The organism is Pseudonocardia sp. Cha107L01 (assembly GCF_052566575.1).
Window position 1 is genome coordinate 3,823,706 of sequence record NZ_CP199579.1, and the last position, 14,205, is coordinate 3,837,910.

General features: G+C 69.5%; 14 protein-coding genes. 5 read left to right on the top strand and 9 right to left on the bottom strand.

What is annotated here, in order from left to right:
- Nucleotides 1–199: 199 nt before the first annotated feature.
- Nucleotides 200–1,029 (top strand): IS5 family transposase gene (locus ACTXG6_RS18025; RefSeq protein ID WP_445188970.1). Its coding sequence is split into 2 segments (ribosomal slippage): nucleotides 200–542 and nucleotides 542–1,029, totalling 831 coding nucleotides; the frame shifts between segments, so codons are not numbered across the junction.
- 86 nt (nucleotides 1,030–1,115) lie between these two features.
- On the opposite strand, the gene ACTXG6_RS18030 is transcribed toward ACTXG6_RS18025, so the two are convergent.
- Complete coding sequence (locus ACTXG6_RS18030; RefSeq protein ID WP_445188971.1) at nucleotides 1,116–2,063, bottom strand: cold-shock protein; 948 nt, start codon at nucleotides 2,061–2,063, stop codon at nucleotides 1,116–1,118.
- A 320-nt stretch (nucleotides 2,064–2,383) separates the two neighbouring features.
- Nucleotides 2,384–3,598, bottom strand: a complete 1,215-nt coding sequence (locus ACTXG6_RS18035) for a PucR family transcriptional regulator (RefSeq protein ID WP_445188972.1) — start codon at nucleotides 3,596–3,598, stop codon at nucleotides 2,384–2,386.
- Nucleotides 3,599–3,795: 197 nt separating this feature from the next.
- On the opposite strand from ACTXG6_RS18035, the gene ACTXG6_RS18040 reads away from it, so the two are divergent.
- The gene (locus ACTXG6_RS18040) at nucleotides 3,796–4,662 is read left to right on the top strand and encodes an MlaE family ABC transporter permease (protein WP_445188973.1); all 867 of its coding nucleotides are present in this window, start codon (nucleotides 3,796–3,798) and stop codon (nucleotides 4,660–4,662) included.
- An 11-nt stretch (nucleotides 4,663–4,673) separates the two neighbouring features.
- Nucleotides 4,674–5,516: an ABC transporter permease gene (locus ACTXG6_RS18045; protein WP_445188974.1), complete on the top strand. Its 843-nt coding sequence runs from the start codon at nucleotides 4,674–4,676 to the stop codon at nucleotides 5,514–5,516.
- Between the two features lie 102 nt (nucleotides 5,517–5,618).
- Here ACTXG6_RS18045 and ACTXG6_RS18050 read toward each other — a convergent pair whose 3' ends face one another.
- Nucleotides 5,619–6,704, bottom strand: a complete 1,086-nt coding sequence (locus ACTXG6_RS18050; RefSeq protein ID WP_445188975.1) for an AraC family transcriptional regulator — start codon at nucleotides 6,702–6,704, stop codon at nucleotides 5,619–5,621.
- Between the two features lie 182 nt (nucleotides 6,705–6,886).
- On the opposite strand from ACTXG6_RS18050, the gene ACTXG6_RS18055 reads away from it, so the two are divergent.
- Nucleotides 6,887–8,224: an MlaD family protein gene (locus ACTXG6_RS18055; protein WP_445188976.1), complete on the top strand. Its 1,338-nt coding sequence runs from the start codon at nucleotides 6,887–6,889 to the stop codon at nucleotides 8,222–8,224.
- A gap of 56 nt (nucleotides 8,225–8,280) precedes the next feature.
- On the opposite strand, the gene ACTXG6_RS18060 is transcribed toward ACTXG6_RS18055, so the two are convergent.
- A complete protein-coding gene (locus tag ACTXG6_RS18060; protein WP_445188977.1) occupies nucleotides 8,281–8,676 on the bottom strand; it encodes a PPOX class F420-dependent oxidoreductase in 396 nt (131 codons plus the stop codon).
- A 53-nt stretch (nucleotides 8,677–8,729) separates the two neighbouring features.
- Between ACTXG6_RS18060 and ACTXG6_RS18065 the strand changes: the two genes are divergently transcribed.
- Nucleotides 8,730–9,836: a sigma-70 family RNA polymerase sigma factor gene (locus ACTXG6_RS18065; protein WP_445188978.1), complete on the top strand. Its 1,107-nt coding sequence runs from the start codon at nucleotides 8,730–8,732 to the stop codon at nucleotides 9,834–9,836.
- Nucleotides 9,837–9,842: 6 nt separating this feature from the next.
- Here the strand turns inward: ACTXG6_RS18065 and ACTXG6_RS18070 are convergent, their stop codons facing one another.
- From ACTXG6_RS18070 to glgX, 5 genes are all read right to left on the bottom strand, one after another.
- The gene (locus ACTXG6_RS18070; protein WP_445188979.1) at nucleotides 9,843–10,631 is read right to left on the bottom strand and encodes a hypothetical protein; all 789 of its coding nucleotides are present in this window, start codon (nucleotides 10,629–10,631) and stop codon (nucleotides 9,843–9,845) included.
- Nucleotides 10,632–10,734: 103 nt separating this feature from the next.
- Nucleotides 10,735–11,010: a serine hydrolase gene (locus ACTXG6_RS18075; protein ID WP_445188980.1), complete on the bottom strand. Its 276-nt coding sequence runs from the start codon at nucleotides 11,008–11,010 to the stop codon at nucleotides 10,735–10,737.
- 399 nt (nucleotides 11,011–11,409) lie between these two features.
- Complete coding sequence (locus tag ACTXG6_RS18080; RefSeq protein ID WP_445188981.1) at nucleotides 11,410–11,565, bottom strand: DUF6131 family protein; 156 nt, start codon at nucleotides 11,563–11,565, stop codon at nucleotides 11,410–11,412.
- A 115-nt stretch (nucleotides 11,566–11,680) separates the two neighbouring features.
- Nucleotides 11,681–11,896, bottom strand: a complete 216-nt coding sequence (locus ACTXG6_RS18085; RefSeq protein WP_445188982.1) for a hypothetical protein — start codon at nucleotides 11,894–11,896, stop codon at nucleotides 11,681–11,683.
- Nucleotides 11,897–11,969: 73 nt separating this feature from the next.
- Entirely contained in the window at nucleotides 11,970–14,108 is a 2,139-nt protein-coding gene (gene glgX / locus ACTXG6_RS18090) for a glycogen debranching protein GlgX (protein ID WP_445188983.1), read from the bottom strand.
- Nucleotides 14,109–14,205 lie beyond the last annotated feature (97 nt).

A 14,205-nucleotide genomic window follows, 5' to 3' on the forward strand; every position in this document is an offset into this window, starting at 1 on the left:
CGAGGGCGCTCAGGACCTATAGCGTCCTGAGCCGCCCTGAACAATGCATGCTCTACTGCGCGACGCCCAGTCGGCACCGACCGCCGCACGACGCGGCAGTCACGGTCGGTGAGCAGCCGACTGGCTTAAGACCTGGTCTCAAAACTCAGGGTGTGTCGCTGCGTAACCTGCCGGTCCTGTTCGTCGATCGTGGGCAGTCGTGGCGAAGACGACGCAGCAGCGGCGGGTCGAAGACCGGCTCTGGGAGCTGATCGAACCCCTGATCCCGTCCCGACCAGCGCCGCACGGTCCGGGTGGGCGGCCCCGGATCGATGACCGTGCCGCGCTAGAGGGGATCTTGTTCGTGCTCGACTCCGGCTGCCGCTGGCGAGACCTACCCGAGCAGCTCGGATGCGGTTCCGGGCACACCGCGTGGCGGCGGTTACGTGAGTGGCAGGACGCTGGCGTGTGGGACCGGCTGCACCAGCTCGTGCTCGACGAGCTGTCCGACATCGACGAGCTCGACTGGACCAGAGGCTGCATCGACGCGGTGTCGGTGCGGTCGAAAAGGGGGGCGAGCTGACCGGTCGCAGCCCCACTGACCGGGGCAAAGCCGGCTCCAAGTACCACGTTCTGTGCGACGCGAACGGGCTACCGCTGCACGTCATGTTGTCGGCGGCAAACACCCACGACAGCATGCTGTTTGAGCCGCTGCTGGACACGAACCCGACCGTGCGCGGCCACCACGGCCGGGCGGGCCGGCCACGATTCCGACCGGACAAGCTGCACGCCGACAAGGGCTACGATTACCGCCGCTGCCGCCGCTACCTGACCCGCCGCGGTATCAAGGTCCGTATCGCCCGGCGCGGGATTGAGGACAAGTCCCGCCTCGGCCGGGTCCGCTGGGTCGTCGAACGCACCATCTCCTGGCTGCTGCGGTTCAAACGCCTCGGGCTGCGCTACGACCGGACCGAACGCACCACGCTGGCGCTACTCACGCTGGCCTGCACCGTGATCAACGTCCGCCGGCTCATAAAGATCGAGCTCTGAGACCAGGTCTAACGCATCCGGCACCATCGACGGGATGAACGAGCACCCTCGTCGGGAAGTGATCAGCCATCGGTGGGGCCGCCTCTTCAGAGGCGTTCGATGCGGTCGGCCTGCGGGCCCCGGTCGCTCTGACGCACCGCGTACCGGACCCGGTCACCCTTCTGCAGCGGCTCCGACCCCATGATCACGGACACGTGGGCGAAGAGATCGTCGCCGCCTGCGTCCGGGGTGATGAAGCCGAAGCCGCGGTCGCCGTCGTAGCGCGCGACGACGCCCTCGCCGCCTCGTGCGGGCACGTCCCGCGCCGCCGGCCCTGCGGCCGCGGCAGGTGCCGACCGCTGCGGCGCCGTCTGGGGCTCGGCGCCCCGGACCAGGTGCACGTCGCGGGCCTGCGGGCCCTTGTCTCCACTAGCCACCTCGTAGGCGACGCGGTCGCCCTCCGCGAGCCACGTTAGCCCCTCGGCCAGGGCCCGGGCGTGAACGAAGACGTCCCCGGCGCCGGAGTCGGGGTTGATGAAGCCGAAGCCCTTGTCCTCGTTGTACCAGGCCACCGTGCCGTCGGCACCGTCCGCGGTGCCGGCCGCAGCGGGTGGGCCGGCCCCCGGTCCCAGCGGGATCACGTGCCCGGCCTGCGGGCCGCGCTCGCCTTCGACGATCAGGAAGGCCACCCGCTGCCCCTCGGTGACCACGCCGCCGGTCACGATGGCGGAGCTGTGCACGAAGATGTCGGCGCCGCCGCCGTCCGGCGACGCGAAGCCGTACCCCTTGCCCGGCTCGTACCAGTTGACGGTGCCGAGCAGGCCCACGGCACTGCCGGTGGCCGCATCGGCGGTGACGCGAACGCGCAGCGCCTGGGGCCCGCGGTCGTTCTCGCCGACCTCGAACATGACGGCCTGACCCTCGCGGAGCACTTTCGCGCCGCCGTCCCCGACGATCTCGGAGGCGTGCACGAACACGTCCGGCGAGCCGTCCTCGGGCGCGAGGAAGCCGAAACCCCGTTCGGCGTCGAACCAACGGACGGTCCCCTGCGGCATCGAAGGCTCCAGGTCGAGAGGGCGGGCACTGGCCCCCAGTCTCTCTGACAGACCTCGCGGTCCGTCGGGCCGGGTCCACAGGCGGGCGGTGCGGAGCCAGGGGCGGGCCGTTGGTCCACCTAGCGACACGCCGAGTTTTGAGACCAGGTCTAATCTAAGCCGCTGACCTGAGAGGCAGGATGCGTCGAGGTCGACCTGAGTCTCGATCTGGGCCTGCGGCGTTCGCGATCGCCTGGTTACGCCCGATATCCAGGCGATCTGCGGCCTTGCCAGCCGCCGCTTGGATCACTGGAGCCGGCGCGAACCTCCGACTCAGGACACTAGCCGGGCCCGGGCTCGGTCCAGCGCACTTCGGGCAGCAGGCGCAGGGCGTGCAGCGCGGTGGCTAATTCGCTGGCCTCGGCGGGGTGTTCCACGGCCCGGCCGGTGTGCTCGGCGATCCGATGCAGCCGGTGGCGCACGGTGTTCGGGTGGCAGTACATCTGTTCGGCGGTCTCCCGCGCCGAGCCGCCGGTGCGCAGCCAGGCGTCCAGGGTGTCCAGCAGAAGGTCCTGCTCGTCACGGGGCAGGGCCAGCAGCGAGCCGAGTACGGTGCGGGCGAGCTGCACGGCGGCCTCCGGGGCGGCGGCGACCAGGGCGGCCAGCGGCGTCGCGGCGAACCGCTGTACCCGACGCCCCCTGGCGTCGATGCTGCTGAGCGCGGTCTTGGCGAGGTAGACGGCGCGCGGGGTGTGTTCGAGCGCCGCGTACACCGGGCTGATGCCGATCCGGGTCGTGGTGCCCTTCTCCAGCGACGCAACCAGCGGATCCAGCTCGGTGGAGGGCAGTGAGACGATGCCCACCTGTAGCTGGGGGAGCAGTCGCCAGGCCGACCAGATGTCCAGCTCGCGCAGTCGCGCCGCGATGCCGGGCAGTGACTCGGTGCCGATCTCGGTCACCTCGGCTGCCACCGCGACGAATGTCCCGGTGCGGGGCATGCCGAGCTTCTCGGCGATCTCCCACATCGCCCCCTGGTCCATCCCGCCACTGGTGATCAATGCCTCCACCATCGCGGAACGCTGCCGCTCGCGTTGCTCGACGAGCTCGGCCGCGGTCTCCCGGTAGGCCTCGGTGGCCGCCGCGGAGAACTCGTCGGCCTTCCACCACAGCACCGTGGCGGTGTCCGTCAGATCGCGCTCCGACCAACACTTCTGGTTGATCACCTCCTCGGCGACGACCTCCCAGAACAGCGCGAAACCGATCCGGTAGCTGCGCAGCATCTCCGCCATCGGCACGCCTTGGCGGGCGCGGCGCCGCCCGGTGTTGCGGGAGGCGGACAGATCCTCGGGCGTGTCCCCGACAATCGACGCGAGCAGGTACTCCATGTTCTGCCGGACGGACTCGCCGAGTGAGCCGCCTTCCACCGCCCGGGTGTCCAGGTAGAGCGGCACGGACTGCTCGATGCGCGCCACGATCGCCGCGCACACCGCCGGTATCCGCGCGCGCAGGTTTGGCTCGACGGCGATCAGGGCTGGCGTCGGTGCCGGAGTGAACACGCGACCCAGGATGCCGCACGCCGCCGGGCGGCGGCCGACCCGACCCGGCGGAGAGTGCGCGGCCACAACGAGAGGCCGCCGCGGTTGTGCGCCGGTCCTGTCCGACGCTCCGAACAGGCGAAACTCTCGCTCACCCGCCGCCGCGCGCCCTACCGTCCCTAGCGCCACAACCCTGTCCAACCCTGAAAGGACAACCAATGGCTAACGCGATACAGGCCGAGGCGCCACCGGGGAATACCGGCGCAGTCCTCGTGCCGAAGTTCGGCAAGGGGCTGCGGGTCGCGCGAGGCGCGGCAACCCGGCCGTTGCAACAGGCCGGTGACATGCTCGAACTGCTGATCGAGGTCCTGCGCAGCGCGGTGACCCATCCGACCGGCTACTGGGGCGACGTCCGCGAGCAGATGTACGACATCTTGAAGCTCTGCTGGCTGCCCATGATCATCTCCTGCACCGCGTTCGGCTTCGGCGCACCTGGTCTGCAGGGTGGAAATATCTTCCTGCTCTTCGGTATCCCGGAGCGGCTCGGCTCCTTCTTCCTGATGGCCAGCGTCCGTGAGTTCGCGCCGTGGATCAACGCGATGGTTGTGGCCGGTGTGATGGGCACGGCGATCACGGCGGACCTCGGAGCGCGACGCATCCGGGAGGAGTTCGACGCCATGGAGGTCCTCGGCGTCGACCCCATCCGGACGATCATCCTGCCCCGAGTGATCGCGCTGACGATCATGACCGGCCTGATGGACGTGGTGGCGCTGTGCTTCGGCGTGTTCGGCGGGCTGCTCGCCGCGTGGGAGCTGGACGCCAACACCAACGCCTACTTCGGCAACTTCTGGAACAACGCCACGACGACCGACATGTGGTGCAGCGTCGTCAAGACCGCGCTGTTCGGCCTGATCATCGGCGTGGTGTGCTGCTACAAGGGCTACCGGGCCGAGGGTGGCCCCATCGGTGTGGGTCGCGCGGTCAACCAGGCCGTGGTGATCGCGTTCGCCGGGATCTGGATGTTCAACTTCGCGTTCACGACGCTCATGTTGGGGCTCAACCCCGACATGCAGGTCTACCGGTAAAGGGGCGCGCGATGACAACGACAGAAAAGCCCGCTCCGGCCCCCGTCCGGCCCGGAGACACCGAGGCCGGCTCACGTGCCGGTATCAAGGACGTTCTCGCCTCGGTCGGCGACATCGCCCGGTTCAGTGGTTCGGTCATCCGGTCCCTGCCCGATGTCCGCCGGTATTCGAGCGAGGTGCTGCACCAGGCCGGCATCCTGGTGCTGACCAGCGGATTGATCATCTGGGTGATGCAGGGTGTGATCGGCTTCGAGTGTGGTCTGGAGGCCAGCTACACGCTCAAGCAGATCGGTGCCCCGATCTACTCAGGGGTGTTCAACGCCTGGTGCTCGCTGCGCGAGATGTCGCCCTACATGTGGGGCTACATCTTCGCCGCGAAGGTGGGCTGCGGACTGGTCGCCGAGATCGGCTCCATGCGGATCGCGGACGAGATCGATGCCATGGAGGTCATGGGCATCAAGTCGCGCAGCTACCTCGTCGGCACCCGGGTGCTCGCCGTGTGGATCTCCATCCCGTTCCTGTACACGGTCGGGGTGGGCATGACCTATATCGCCGCGTACCTGGTGACTGTGGTCAACCTCGGCGGGGTCTCCTCCGGCGGGTACCTCTACATCTTCTGGCTCTATCAGAACCCCGCCGACTTCGCGTACTCGCTGCTCAAGGTGATCGTGATGGGCACCGTGATCACGTTCGTCGGCTGCTACTACGGCTACCACGCCCGCGGCGGTTCGGTCGGTGTCGGCCGCAACACCGCCAAGTCGATGATGCTCAACATGGTGTTGATCCACATCGTCGGCGTGCTGGGCACCCAGCTGTTCTGGGGGCTCGCGCCGAACGCACCGATCGCGAACTGACCGCGTTCGGCGCCGGACGCACCGAGCTCTGGACGGGCAGGCCCATCCGGGTCTGCCCGTCCAGGGCAGGTCAGCGGCAGGTCAGCGGAGGTTCGGCGCCGGTCAGCGGCGCAGGGTGAGAGCCGGCGCCTCCCCGAACCTGGCGCGGTACAGGGCGGCGAAATGCCCGTGGTGGGCAAACCCCCAACGGGCCGCCACCTCGGTGACAGTGGTGCTGTCCGGGTCGGCGTCGAGCAACTCGGTATGGGTCCGGCGCAGGCGCTCCTGGCGCAGATAGCGCATCGGGGAGATGCCGGTCGACCGGGCGAACGCCGCCTGCAGCGCCCGCACGCTGACGTGCACCTCGCCTGCCAGTTCGCCCACCGTCCAGGGGTGGTCGGGGCGGTTGTCCAGCAGTTCCATGGCGTCGCGGACCACCCTGGGCGCCGCCGCCCGGGCCGGCCGGTTCAGCTCCACGGTGTAGTTGTGCCGCTGCGCGAGCAACAGGCTGTCGACCAGGAGATTCTCCAGGGTCCGCGTGGTCAGCGGGTGCAGTGACCTGCCGTTGCTGAACTCGGCCTCGTTCAACACCAGCCGGAGCGCGTCGAGCCAACGCCGGGTCGTGGCGGACGTCAGGCTCATCGCCGGGGCGAAGCTGATGGGCTCGGTGATCTCACGGTCGAGGTGGCGCTCGAGCTCCCGGTCCAGGCTGGACTGCGGCAACATCACGCACAGCTGCGCGCAGCCGCCGCTCCACAGCAGTTCGCCCGCGGTGCCCGGACTCAGCACCGCCGCGACCGTGGGGGTTGATTGCACGACGTAATTCCGGGCGCGCCACACCGTGCGACCGCTCAACGGAATATTGACGTGATAAAAGGCGGTCTCACTGTTCGTTATCTGGATGTCTGCGCCGAAACGCACATAACTTGTGGTGACCGCGCCGATATCGAGCGCATTCATGTGCATCTCGAATACGTCGCCGGTCCTGGCCACCCGCATCTGGAGCGGGATGCGGGGGAGTACCCGCTCCAGTACCTCCGTGGCCTGGCCGATGTCTTTCGTGCGTGCGACCGGGTAGGCGGCAAGTACCTCATGGGTCAAGTCTGTGATCACCGCCACGTTGCCGCCTCCGCACGTCCGAGGCGCATCGACCGAAGCGCCGCCATTGACGTTATGCCCCCGATTTGTGGATCTGTTCAGGGGGCCCACCTACCGGCGCCGGCCAATGTCGAGTGCGCAAACGTGACGGAGGTGAGCGCTTTCCGGATCGCGGCCCTCGTGCGGCCCGATTTGGATGACGGCACCGGCTCGGCCGGCGTTGTTGTTGAACTGGTGAGGAGATCGAACGAGATGAGCACGACCCTGGGGGAGTCCATGCCGGGACCTCGACCGTGACCGGTCGGCGGGAACGGATGGGACGGGTGTTCGAGCGGGTCCGCACCGAACCCGGGTTGGCCCGCAACACCGTTGTTGTCGTCGCGTTGATCGCCATTGCGGGCGTCGTGGGCGGCGTCATCCTGGGCAACCAGCGGTTCGTGGCGCCCTGGAGCAACCGGTTCGTGGTCACCGCGGACTTCGCCGCTGCCCCCGGCATCAGTCCCGGCAACGGGCAGGAGGTGCGCATTGCGGGTGTCAACGTCGGCAGCATCGTGGCGGCCGAGGTGGGAGAGGCGGGGCAGGCTCGGCTGCGGCTGTCCCTCGAACCCGGTCATCGCCTGTACGAGAACGCAACGCTGGTACTGCGGCCGAAGAGCCCACTCAACGAGATGTACGTGACGATCAACCCCGGCGCGCCGCCGGCTCGCCAGGTCACCTCGGGCTACGAGTTCCCGGTCACCAACACCGAGCGGCCGGTCCAGGTCGACGAAGTGCTCGACCACCTCGACCCCGACGCCCAGCGCATGCTGACCTCGCTGCTCGCCGAGTCCGATGTGGCGTTGACCAGCGCGCGAGCCGATCTGCCCTCGGGGCTCGACGGAACCCGGACGGTCGCGAACGACCTCAAGCCGGTGGCTCAACAGCTCGCGATGCGTCGGGAGCTGATCCGGCGGTTGATCACCTCGCTCGGCCAGATCGCCCAGGCGGTCGGCGGTGACGACCAGCGCCTGCGTGCCCTGGCCGGTGGACTGCAGACGACGCTGCGCAGCTTCGGCAGCCACCAGCCGCAGGTCGACCGGACCCTGGCCGAGCTGCCCGGCCTGATCGCTGCGCTGAAGCGCTCCACCACCGCCGTCCAGGGACTCTCCGGCGAGCTCGACCCCACCCTGCGTGATCTGCAGCATGCCTCGGACGAGCTGCCCGGCGCCCTGCACGACCTGCGCGGCACCGCCGACAAGCTGGACACCGCGGTGGATTCCGCCGGGCCGTTCCTGCGTGCCGCCCGCTCCGTGGTGGCCGACCTGCGCCCGTTCAGCGACGAGCTGAACACCGCGCTGCCGGAGCTGCACGCGGCCACCCGGCACCTCGACCCGGTGACGAACGCCCTACTGCCCTACCTGACCGACGTCGCCGCGTTCACCGTCCAGACCCGGTCGATCACCAGCACGGAGGACGGCAGCGGCGGCATCCTGCGAGCCAACGTGCCCATCGACGTCAACTCCCTGCCGCCGGTGCTCGGTACCGCCAACAACGGCATCAGGCCGATCCCGGCGCCACCCGGCCTCGACCGGCCCTCCGGTCTCGACCGCCCCTCCGGCCTGCTGCACGGGGTGGTGCCGGGCGGGAACTGAGCCGCGACCGACGCCCGGAGCCTGTGTGCTGTGACTCGAATCCAGATCGACGGACGCTAGCTCGGGGGGAAGCGGTAGACCTTCTCCGGTGTCAGGCGAACGATCACGCGCTCGGCCTCGGGTTCGGGTGGCGGGGTCGTGCCCAGGTATTTCTCGTACATCCTCGTCAGGAGGATCTTCTCCGGGTCGTCGGTGATCTGTACGGTGCCGCGAACCTCGACGTAGCTCCCTTTGTTCGTGGCATCGACCACCAGCAGGCTGATCCGGGGGTCACGGGTCATGTTGCGGGTCTTCCGCCGCCCCTTGATCGTGCTGAACAGCACCGCATCGCCGTCCCGACCGACGAAGACGACGGAGGTCTGGGGCCGGCCGTCGGGGTTGAGGGTGGCCACGGTTGCGGCGTTGGTTCCGTCGATCAGTGCACGTGCCGTGTCGTCGAGCAGGGCGGTCATCGCCAGGTCCTCTCGTCTGCCGTCGCGCGAAGGTGTCGAGGGAAGAGACCGGCGTGCGCCGGGAAAGGAATCGCGGCCGGGCACGCGATTCTTTTCCGCCGCGGCCGCGGTCTGTACCGTCGAGGCCTGGCGTCCGCCGGGCCGAAACTCGCCAAGGATGGGGACGCGAGCAGATGCCGGACGCCCGCGAGTTCGTCGCTGACACCGAGCAGTTCCGGGGCGAACTGGTGGCGCACTGTTATCGGATGCTCGGGTCGCTGGCCGACGCCGAGGACCTGGTCCAGGACACCTACCTGCGGGCCTGGCGTGCCTATGACCGGTTCGAAGGCCGGTCGTCGGTGCGTTCCTGGCTGTACCGGATAGCCACGAATGTCTGTCTGACCGCCCTGCGGGGGCGCGGGCGGCGGGCGTTGCCCTCCGGCGTCGGTGCGCCGGAGCCCGATCCGAACGCGCCGTTGGCGGCGGCTGGGCCCGACCTCTCGTGGCTGCAGCCGATCCCCACCTCGCTGGTTGACCCGGCGGCGGCCGATCCCGGCGCGATCGTCGCCGCGCGCGAAGGTGTGCGGCTGGCGTTGGTGGCCAGCCTGCAGTACCTGCCGCCCCGCCAGCGTGCGGTGCTGATCCTGCGGGACGTGCTGGCGTTCTCGGCCGCCGAGGTCGCGGAGCTGCTGGACACGAGCAGCACGGCGGTCAAGAGCACCTTGCAGCGCGCCCGGGCTCGGCTGCACGAGTTGTCCCCGACGGCCGACGACGTCACCGAACCCGCCGAACCCGAGCTCCGCGCGGTGCTCGAGCGCTACATCACGGCCTTCGAGAACGCTGACACGGCGGCCCTGCAACAGCTGCTGCGGGCGGACGCCATCCTGGAGGGCACGCCGTCGCCGACCTGGTTCGCCGGCCGCCGGACCTGCATCCCCTACCTGCGGGACCGGGTGCTGGGGTCACCCGGCGACTGGCGGCTCGTGCCCACCAGCGCGAACGCGCAGCCCGCCGCGGTGGGCTACTACCGCGACGCCGCCGGCGAGTACCGGGCCTTCGGAGTCGTGGTGCTCACGGTCACCTCGGCGGGCATCGCCCGGATCACCGTGTTCGGCGACCCCGCCCTGGTGACCGTCTTCGGGCACCCGCCGGCCCTGACCCCGGTCGCGCGCCGGGTTTGACCGGGCTCACCCCCGCTGGCTGTCGTGCTCTCCGGTGCTGTGGCGCCGCCACTCGTCGGTCCCGCGACCGAGCTCGACGGCGTGCGCCAGCCGGAGAGTGGTCGTGAGCCACAGCAGGATGTCGTGCAGCCTCAGCCGGTTCGGCCGGGCATCGCCGAGCAGCGCCGCAGTGGCGGACTCCAGCGCCGCGAGGGCCGTGTCGTTGGCCCGCAGCTCGCGCTGGACCGCCGCCTCCACACCGCTGTCGCCCTCCTCGAGGTGGGAGAGCAGCGCGCGACGGGTGGTGCGGGTCAGATGCGGGACGAGGTCGGGACGCCGGTGGTGCAACGCCGCGAAGACGTGCGCGGAATGGTTCCCGCTGGTCCGCCCGATCTCGCGCAGGGCGGCGCCCACCGTGCCGGGCTCGCCGAGCACCGACAGCTCCTCGTCGGGCAGCTCCCAGAAGACCCGGCCGCCGGCCCGCTCCTCGGCGGCGTCGGCGAGCGGGCGCGCGCGGGTGAGGGCGTCGCGGACGGCGACCCAGTCGGCGCGGTCGAGCCTGCCGTGCAGCCCCTCGCCGATCAGCACATCGGTGTCGCCGGGCGGTCCCACCGGCTGGGTGTCGAACCGGGCCCAGCCGAACGCCGGCACCTGCACCCAGCGGCCCGTCGAGTCGCCGAGAGGCCGGAAGCGCAGCGGCCGGCGCCCTCGGGCGTAGCCCAGGACGGCGGCCAGCGCGGTGTCGAAGGGCATCGGGTCGGGCCCGGTACTGGGCAGTCGCAGCGCCGGTCCGCTGCCCTCCACCCCCGCGTCCACGACGTCATCCTGCAGGACGCGGCCTTCGACACCCCATTCGGCGCGCCAGGACTCGGCACGCCAGGAGCTCAGGCTGATGCGGCGTACCGCCAGAAGTCCCGCATTAGGCGAGGAGCAGCCGGGAGAAGGCGTACCAGTCGTCCACGGTGCCGGCCAGCCCGCCGCCGCCGGAGGGGAACGCGGGCAGGCTGCTCCACTGCCCGTCGGGCCCGTCGGCGAGCTCAAGGCCGCCCGCCGCACCGGTTCGGTAGTAGCTGGTGAACCGGTCGCGCTTCTCGGCCGGGACCACGAATGCGGTGTCCACCATGCCGAGCGGCACGAACACCCGCTCGCTGAGGAACTCGGGGAACGTAGCGCCGGAGACCCTGGCGACCAGCACCCAGGACGTCGGAGCAGGTGCCGTACAGCCACGCGTCCCCGGGCTGGTGCAGCATCGGAATGCGGGACAGCGCCGCCATCCAGTCGTCCGGCGCCTCGAAGGCCTGTGGCGCGCGGCCGTCCTTCTGCACGCTGAACAGCCGCTCCACGGCCGGCAGCGTGAAGTCCGACGGGAATCCGTAGCCGGCACGGGAGGTGAGCAGATCGAACACGGTGATCGGCCTGGCCGCCGGGACCACGTCGTCTCGAGATGGCTCGCAGTTTGCGGTCTCGTCACACAGACCCAGCCCAGGTCGCACAGAGGTTGCAGTGTCTGTGCGGGCTGGGCTGGGTCTGTGCGAGCCGTGACTTCGGCCGGACCGACGGTGGCGACCGACGTGCGGCCGCCACCGGGGACTGGTCAGTAGTAGTGCCGTCTGCCACCAACACCCCGGCCGACGGCGCCCAGTACAGCCAGGACGGCGCCGACGATGAGGAGGATGATTCCGACGGTCGTCAGGATGGAGATGTGCAGTAAGAATCCGGCGATCAGCAGGATGAGACCGAGAACGATCATGGTACCTCCGGTTTGCGGTGCCCCCCGCCCACCTAGAGTGATCACATCGAGTAGCTAGCGCTACGTAACTGGCGGATACCCCGATTCCCGTGGTTTCAATCGGGAGTCGTTTGGGTCAGGTGCGGGCCAGCCGAGGCTCGTCGGCCCGCACGATGGTGCCGAGCACCTCGTTGAAGGCCTCGGTCGAGCTGGGATGGGTGTAGATCGCGTCGCGGAGTTCGGCCACCCTGATCCGGTGCCGCATGGCCAGCGCGACGGTGTTGATGAGCTCCTGGTCGCCGCTGGTCGGCCACCCCCTGGTTCGGCGGACCTGGGCGGCATGGCCAGCCAATTCGCACCGCCGCGACCTCGGCCACCTGGTCGCGGCGCTCGAGCGGCCCGTCCGGGTCGGACCGCGCGCGTGATCAGCGACCGCGCAGTACCCGCATGGAGCGGGCCGGCACCGGCTGCTCGCTACCGGCCCCGGCCGGCTCCTGGCCGGCGGTCAGCCCGGGGTCGGCGGTGTCGATGACGGTCTCCCACCGCTGGCCGTAGTCCTCGTCGGGCAGCGTGAAGGTGATCTGTTCGTGGTAGGCGTTGATGAGCAGCAGGAACGAGTCGTCGACGACCGGCTCGCCGAGATCGTCGTGGTCGGGGATGCCCTTGCCGTTGAGGAAGACCGCGACGGTGCGGGCGTAGCCGGTGTTCCAGTCCTCGTCGGTCATCTGCCGGCCGTCCGGGCGCAGCCAGGCGATGTCGTCGATGTTGGAGCCCTGGATGGGCCGGCCCTGGAAGAACCGCTGCCGGCGGAAGATGGGGTGCGCGGCGCGCAGCGCGGTCAGCCGCGCGGTGAACTCGGTGAGTGCCTCGTCGTCCCGGGCCCGCCCGGCGTCGTCCTCCTGCCCTTTGTCGTGGCGGTCCCAGTCGACCCAGCTGAGCTCGTTGTCCTGGGCGTAGACGTTGTTGTTCCCGTTCTGGGTCCGTCCCCGCTCGTCGCCGTGGGCGATCATCGGTACGCCCTGGGACAGCAGCAGGGTGGTCAGGAAGTTGCGTTTCTGCCGTTCCCGCAGCTCCCGGATCTCGGGATCGCGGGTGGGTCCCTCGGCACCGCTGTTCCACGAGCGGTTGTGGCTCTCGCCGTCCGCCCCGTCCTCGCCGTTGGCCTCGTTGTGCTTCTCGTTGTAGGAGACCAGGTCGTTGAGGGTGAACCCGTCGTGCGCGGTGATGAAGTTGATCGAGGCGATGGGTCGGCGGTTGTCCGACTCGTACAGGTCCGAGGAGCCGGTGAACCGGGAGGCGAACTCGGCGAGGCTGGCCGGTTCACCCCGCCAGAAGTCCCGCACGGTGTCGCGGTACTTGCCGTTCCACTCCGTCCACAGCGGCGGGAAGTTGCCCACCTGGTAGCCGCCGTCCCCGACGTCCCACGGCTCGGCGATCAGCTTGACCTGGCTGACGATGGGATCCTGGTTGACCAGCTCGAAGAACGCGGACAGCCGGTCGACGTCGTGGAACTGCCGGGCCAGCGAGGAGGCGAGGTCGAACCGGAACCCGTCGACGTGCATCTCGGTGACCCAGTAGCGCAGCGAGTCCATGATCAGGCGCAGTGACTCGTGGTGGCGCACGTTGAGGCTGTTGCCGGTGCCGGTGGTGTCGAAGTAGTGCTTCTCGTCGCCGTCGACGAGGCGGTAGTAGGCCTGGTTGTCGATTCCCCGGAAGGACAGCGTCGGGCCGAGGTGGTTGCCCTCGGCGGTGTGGTTGTAGACCACGTCGAGGATCACCTCGATGCCGGCGCGGTGCAGCGCCCGGACCATGGTCTTGAACTCCAGCACCTGCTGGCCCCGGGTGCCGAAGCAGGAGTAGTCGTTGTGCGGGGCGAAGAAGCCGATCGTGTTGTAGCCCCAGTAGTTGGACAGGCCCTTGTCGGCGAGGGTGGAGTCGTGCACGAACTGGTGCACCGGAAGCAGCTCGACCGCCGTCACCCCGAGCGTGCGGAGGTGGCGGATCATCGCCGGGTGCGCCAGTCCCGCGTAGGTGCCGCGCACATCCTCGGGGATGCCCGGGTGCCGCATCGTCATCCCCTTGACGTGCGCCTCGTAGATCACCGTCTGGTTGTAGGGGGTGCGCAACGGGCGGTCGTTCGCCCAGTCGAAGTAGGGGTTGATTACCACCGACTTCATCGCGTACGGCGCGGAGTCGGTGTCGTTACGGGCGTCCGGGTCGTCGAACCGGTAGGAGAACAGCGCCTCGTTCCATTCGATGTGCCCGTCGATCGCCTTGGCGTGCGGGTCGAGCAGCAGCTTCGACGGGTTGCACCGTAGGCCGGCGGCCGGGTCGTAGGGCCCGTGCACCCGGTATCCGTAGCGCTGTCCCGGTCCGACCCGGGGCAGGTAGCCGTGCCAGATCAGCCCGTTGCGTTCGGGCAGCTCGACCCGGGTCTCGACGTCCCGGTCGTCGAACAGGCAGAGCTCGACCCGGTCGGCAACCTCGGAGAAGATCGAGAAGTTGGTCCCGCCACCGTCGAAGACGGCACCGAGGGGATAGGGCGAACCCGGCCAGATGTGCACCAAACCTCCACAGGAACTAGGCGCTCCGTCCAGAGGCGCCGCGTCTACTTACCCGCCCCTGGGGCCGATGACACGGCGATGGATGACGGAGATTAGT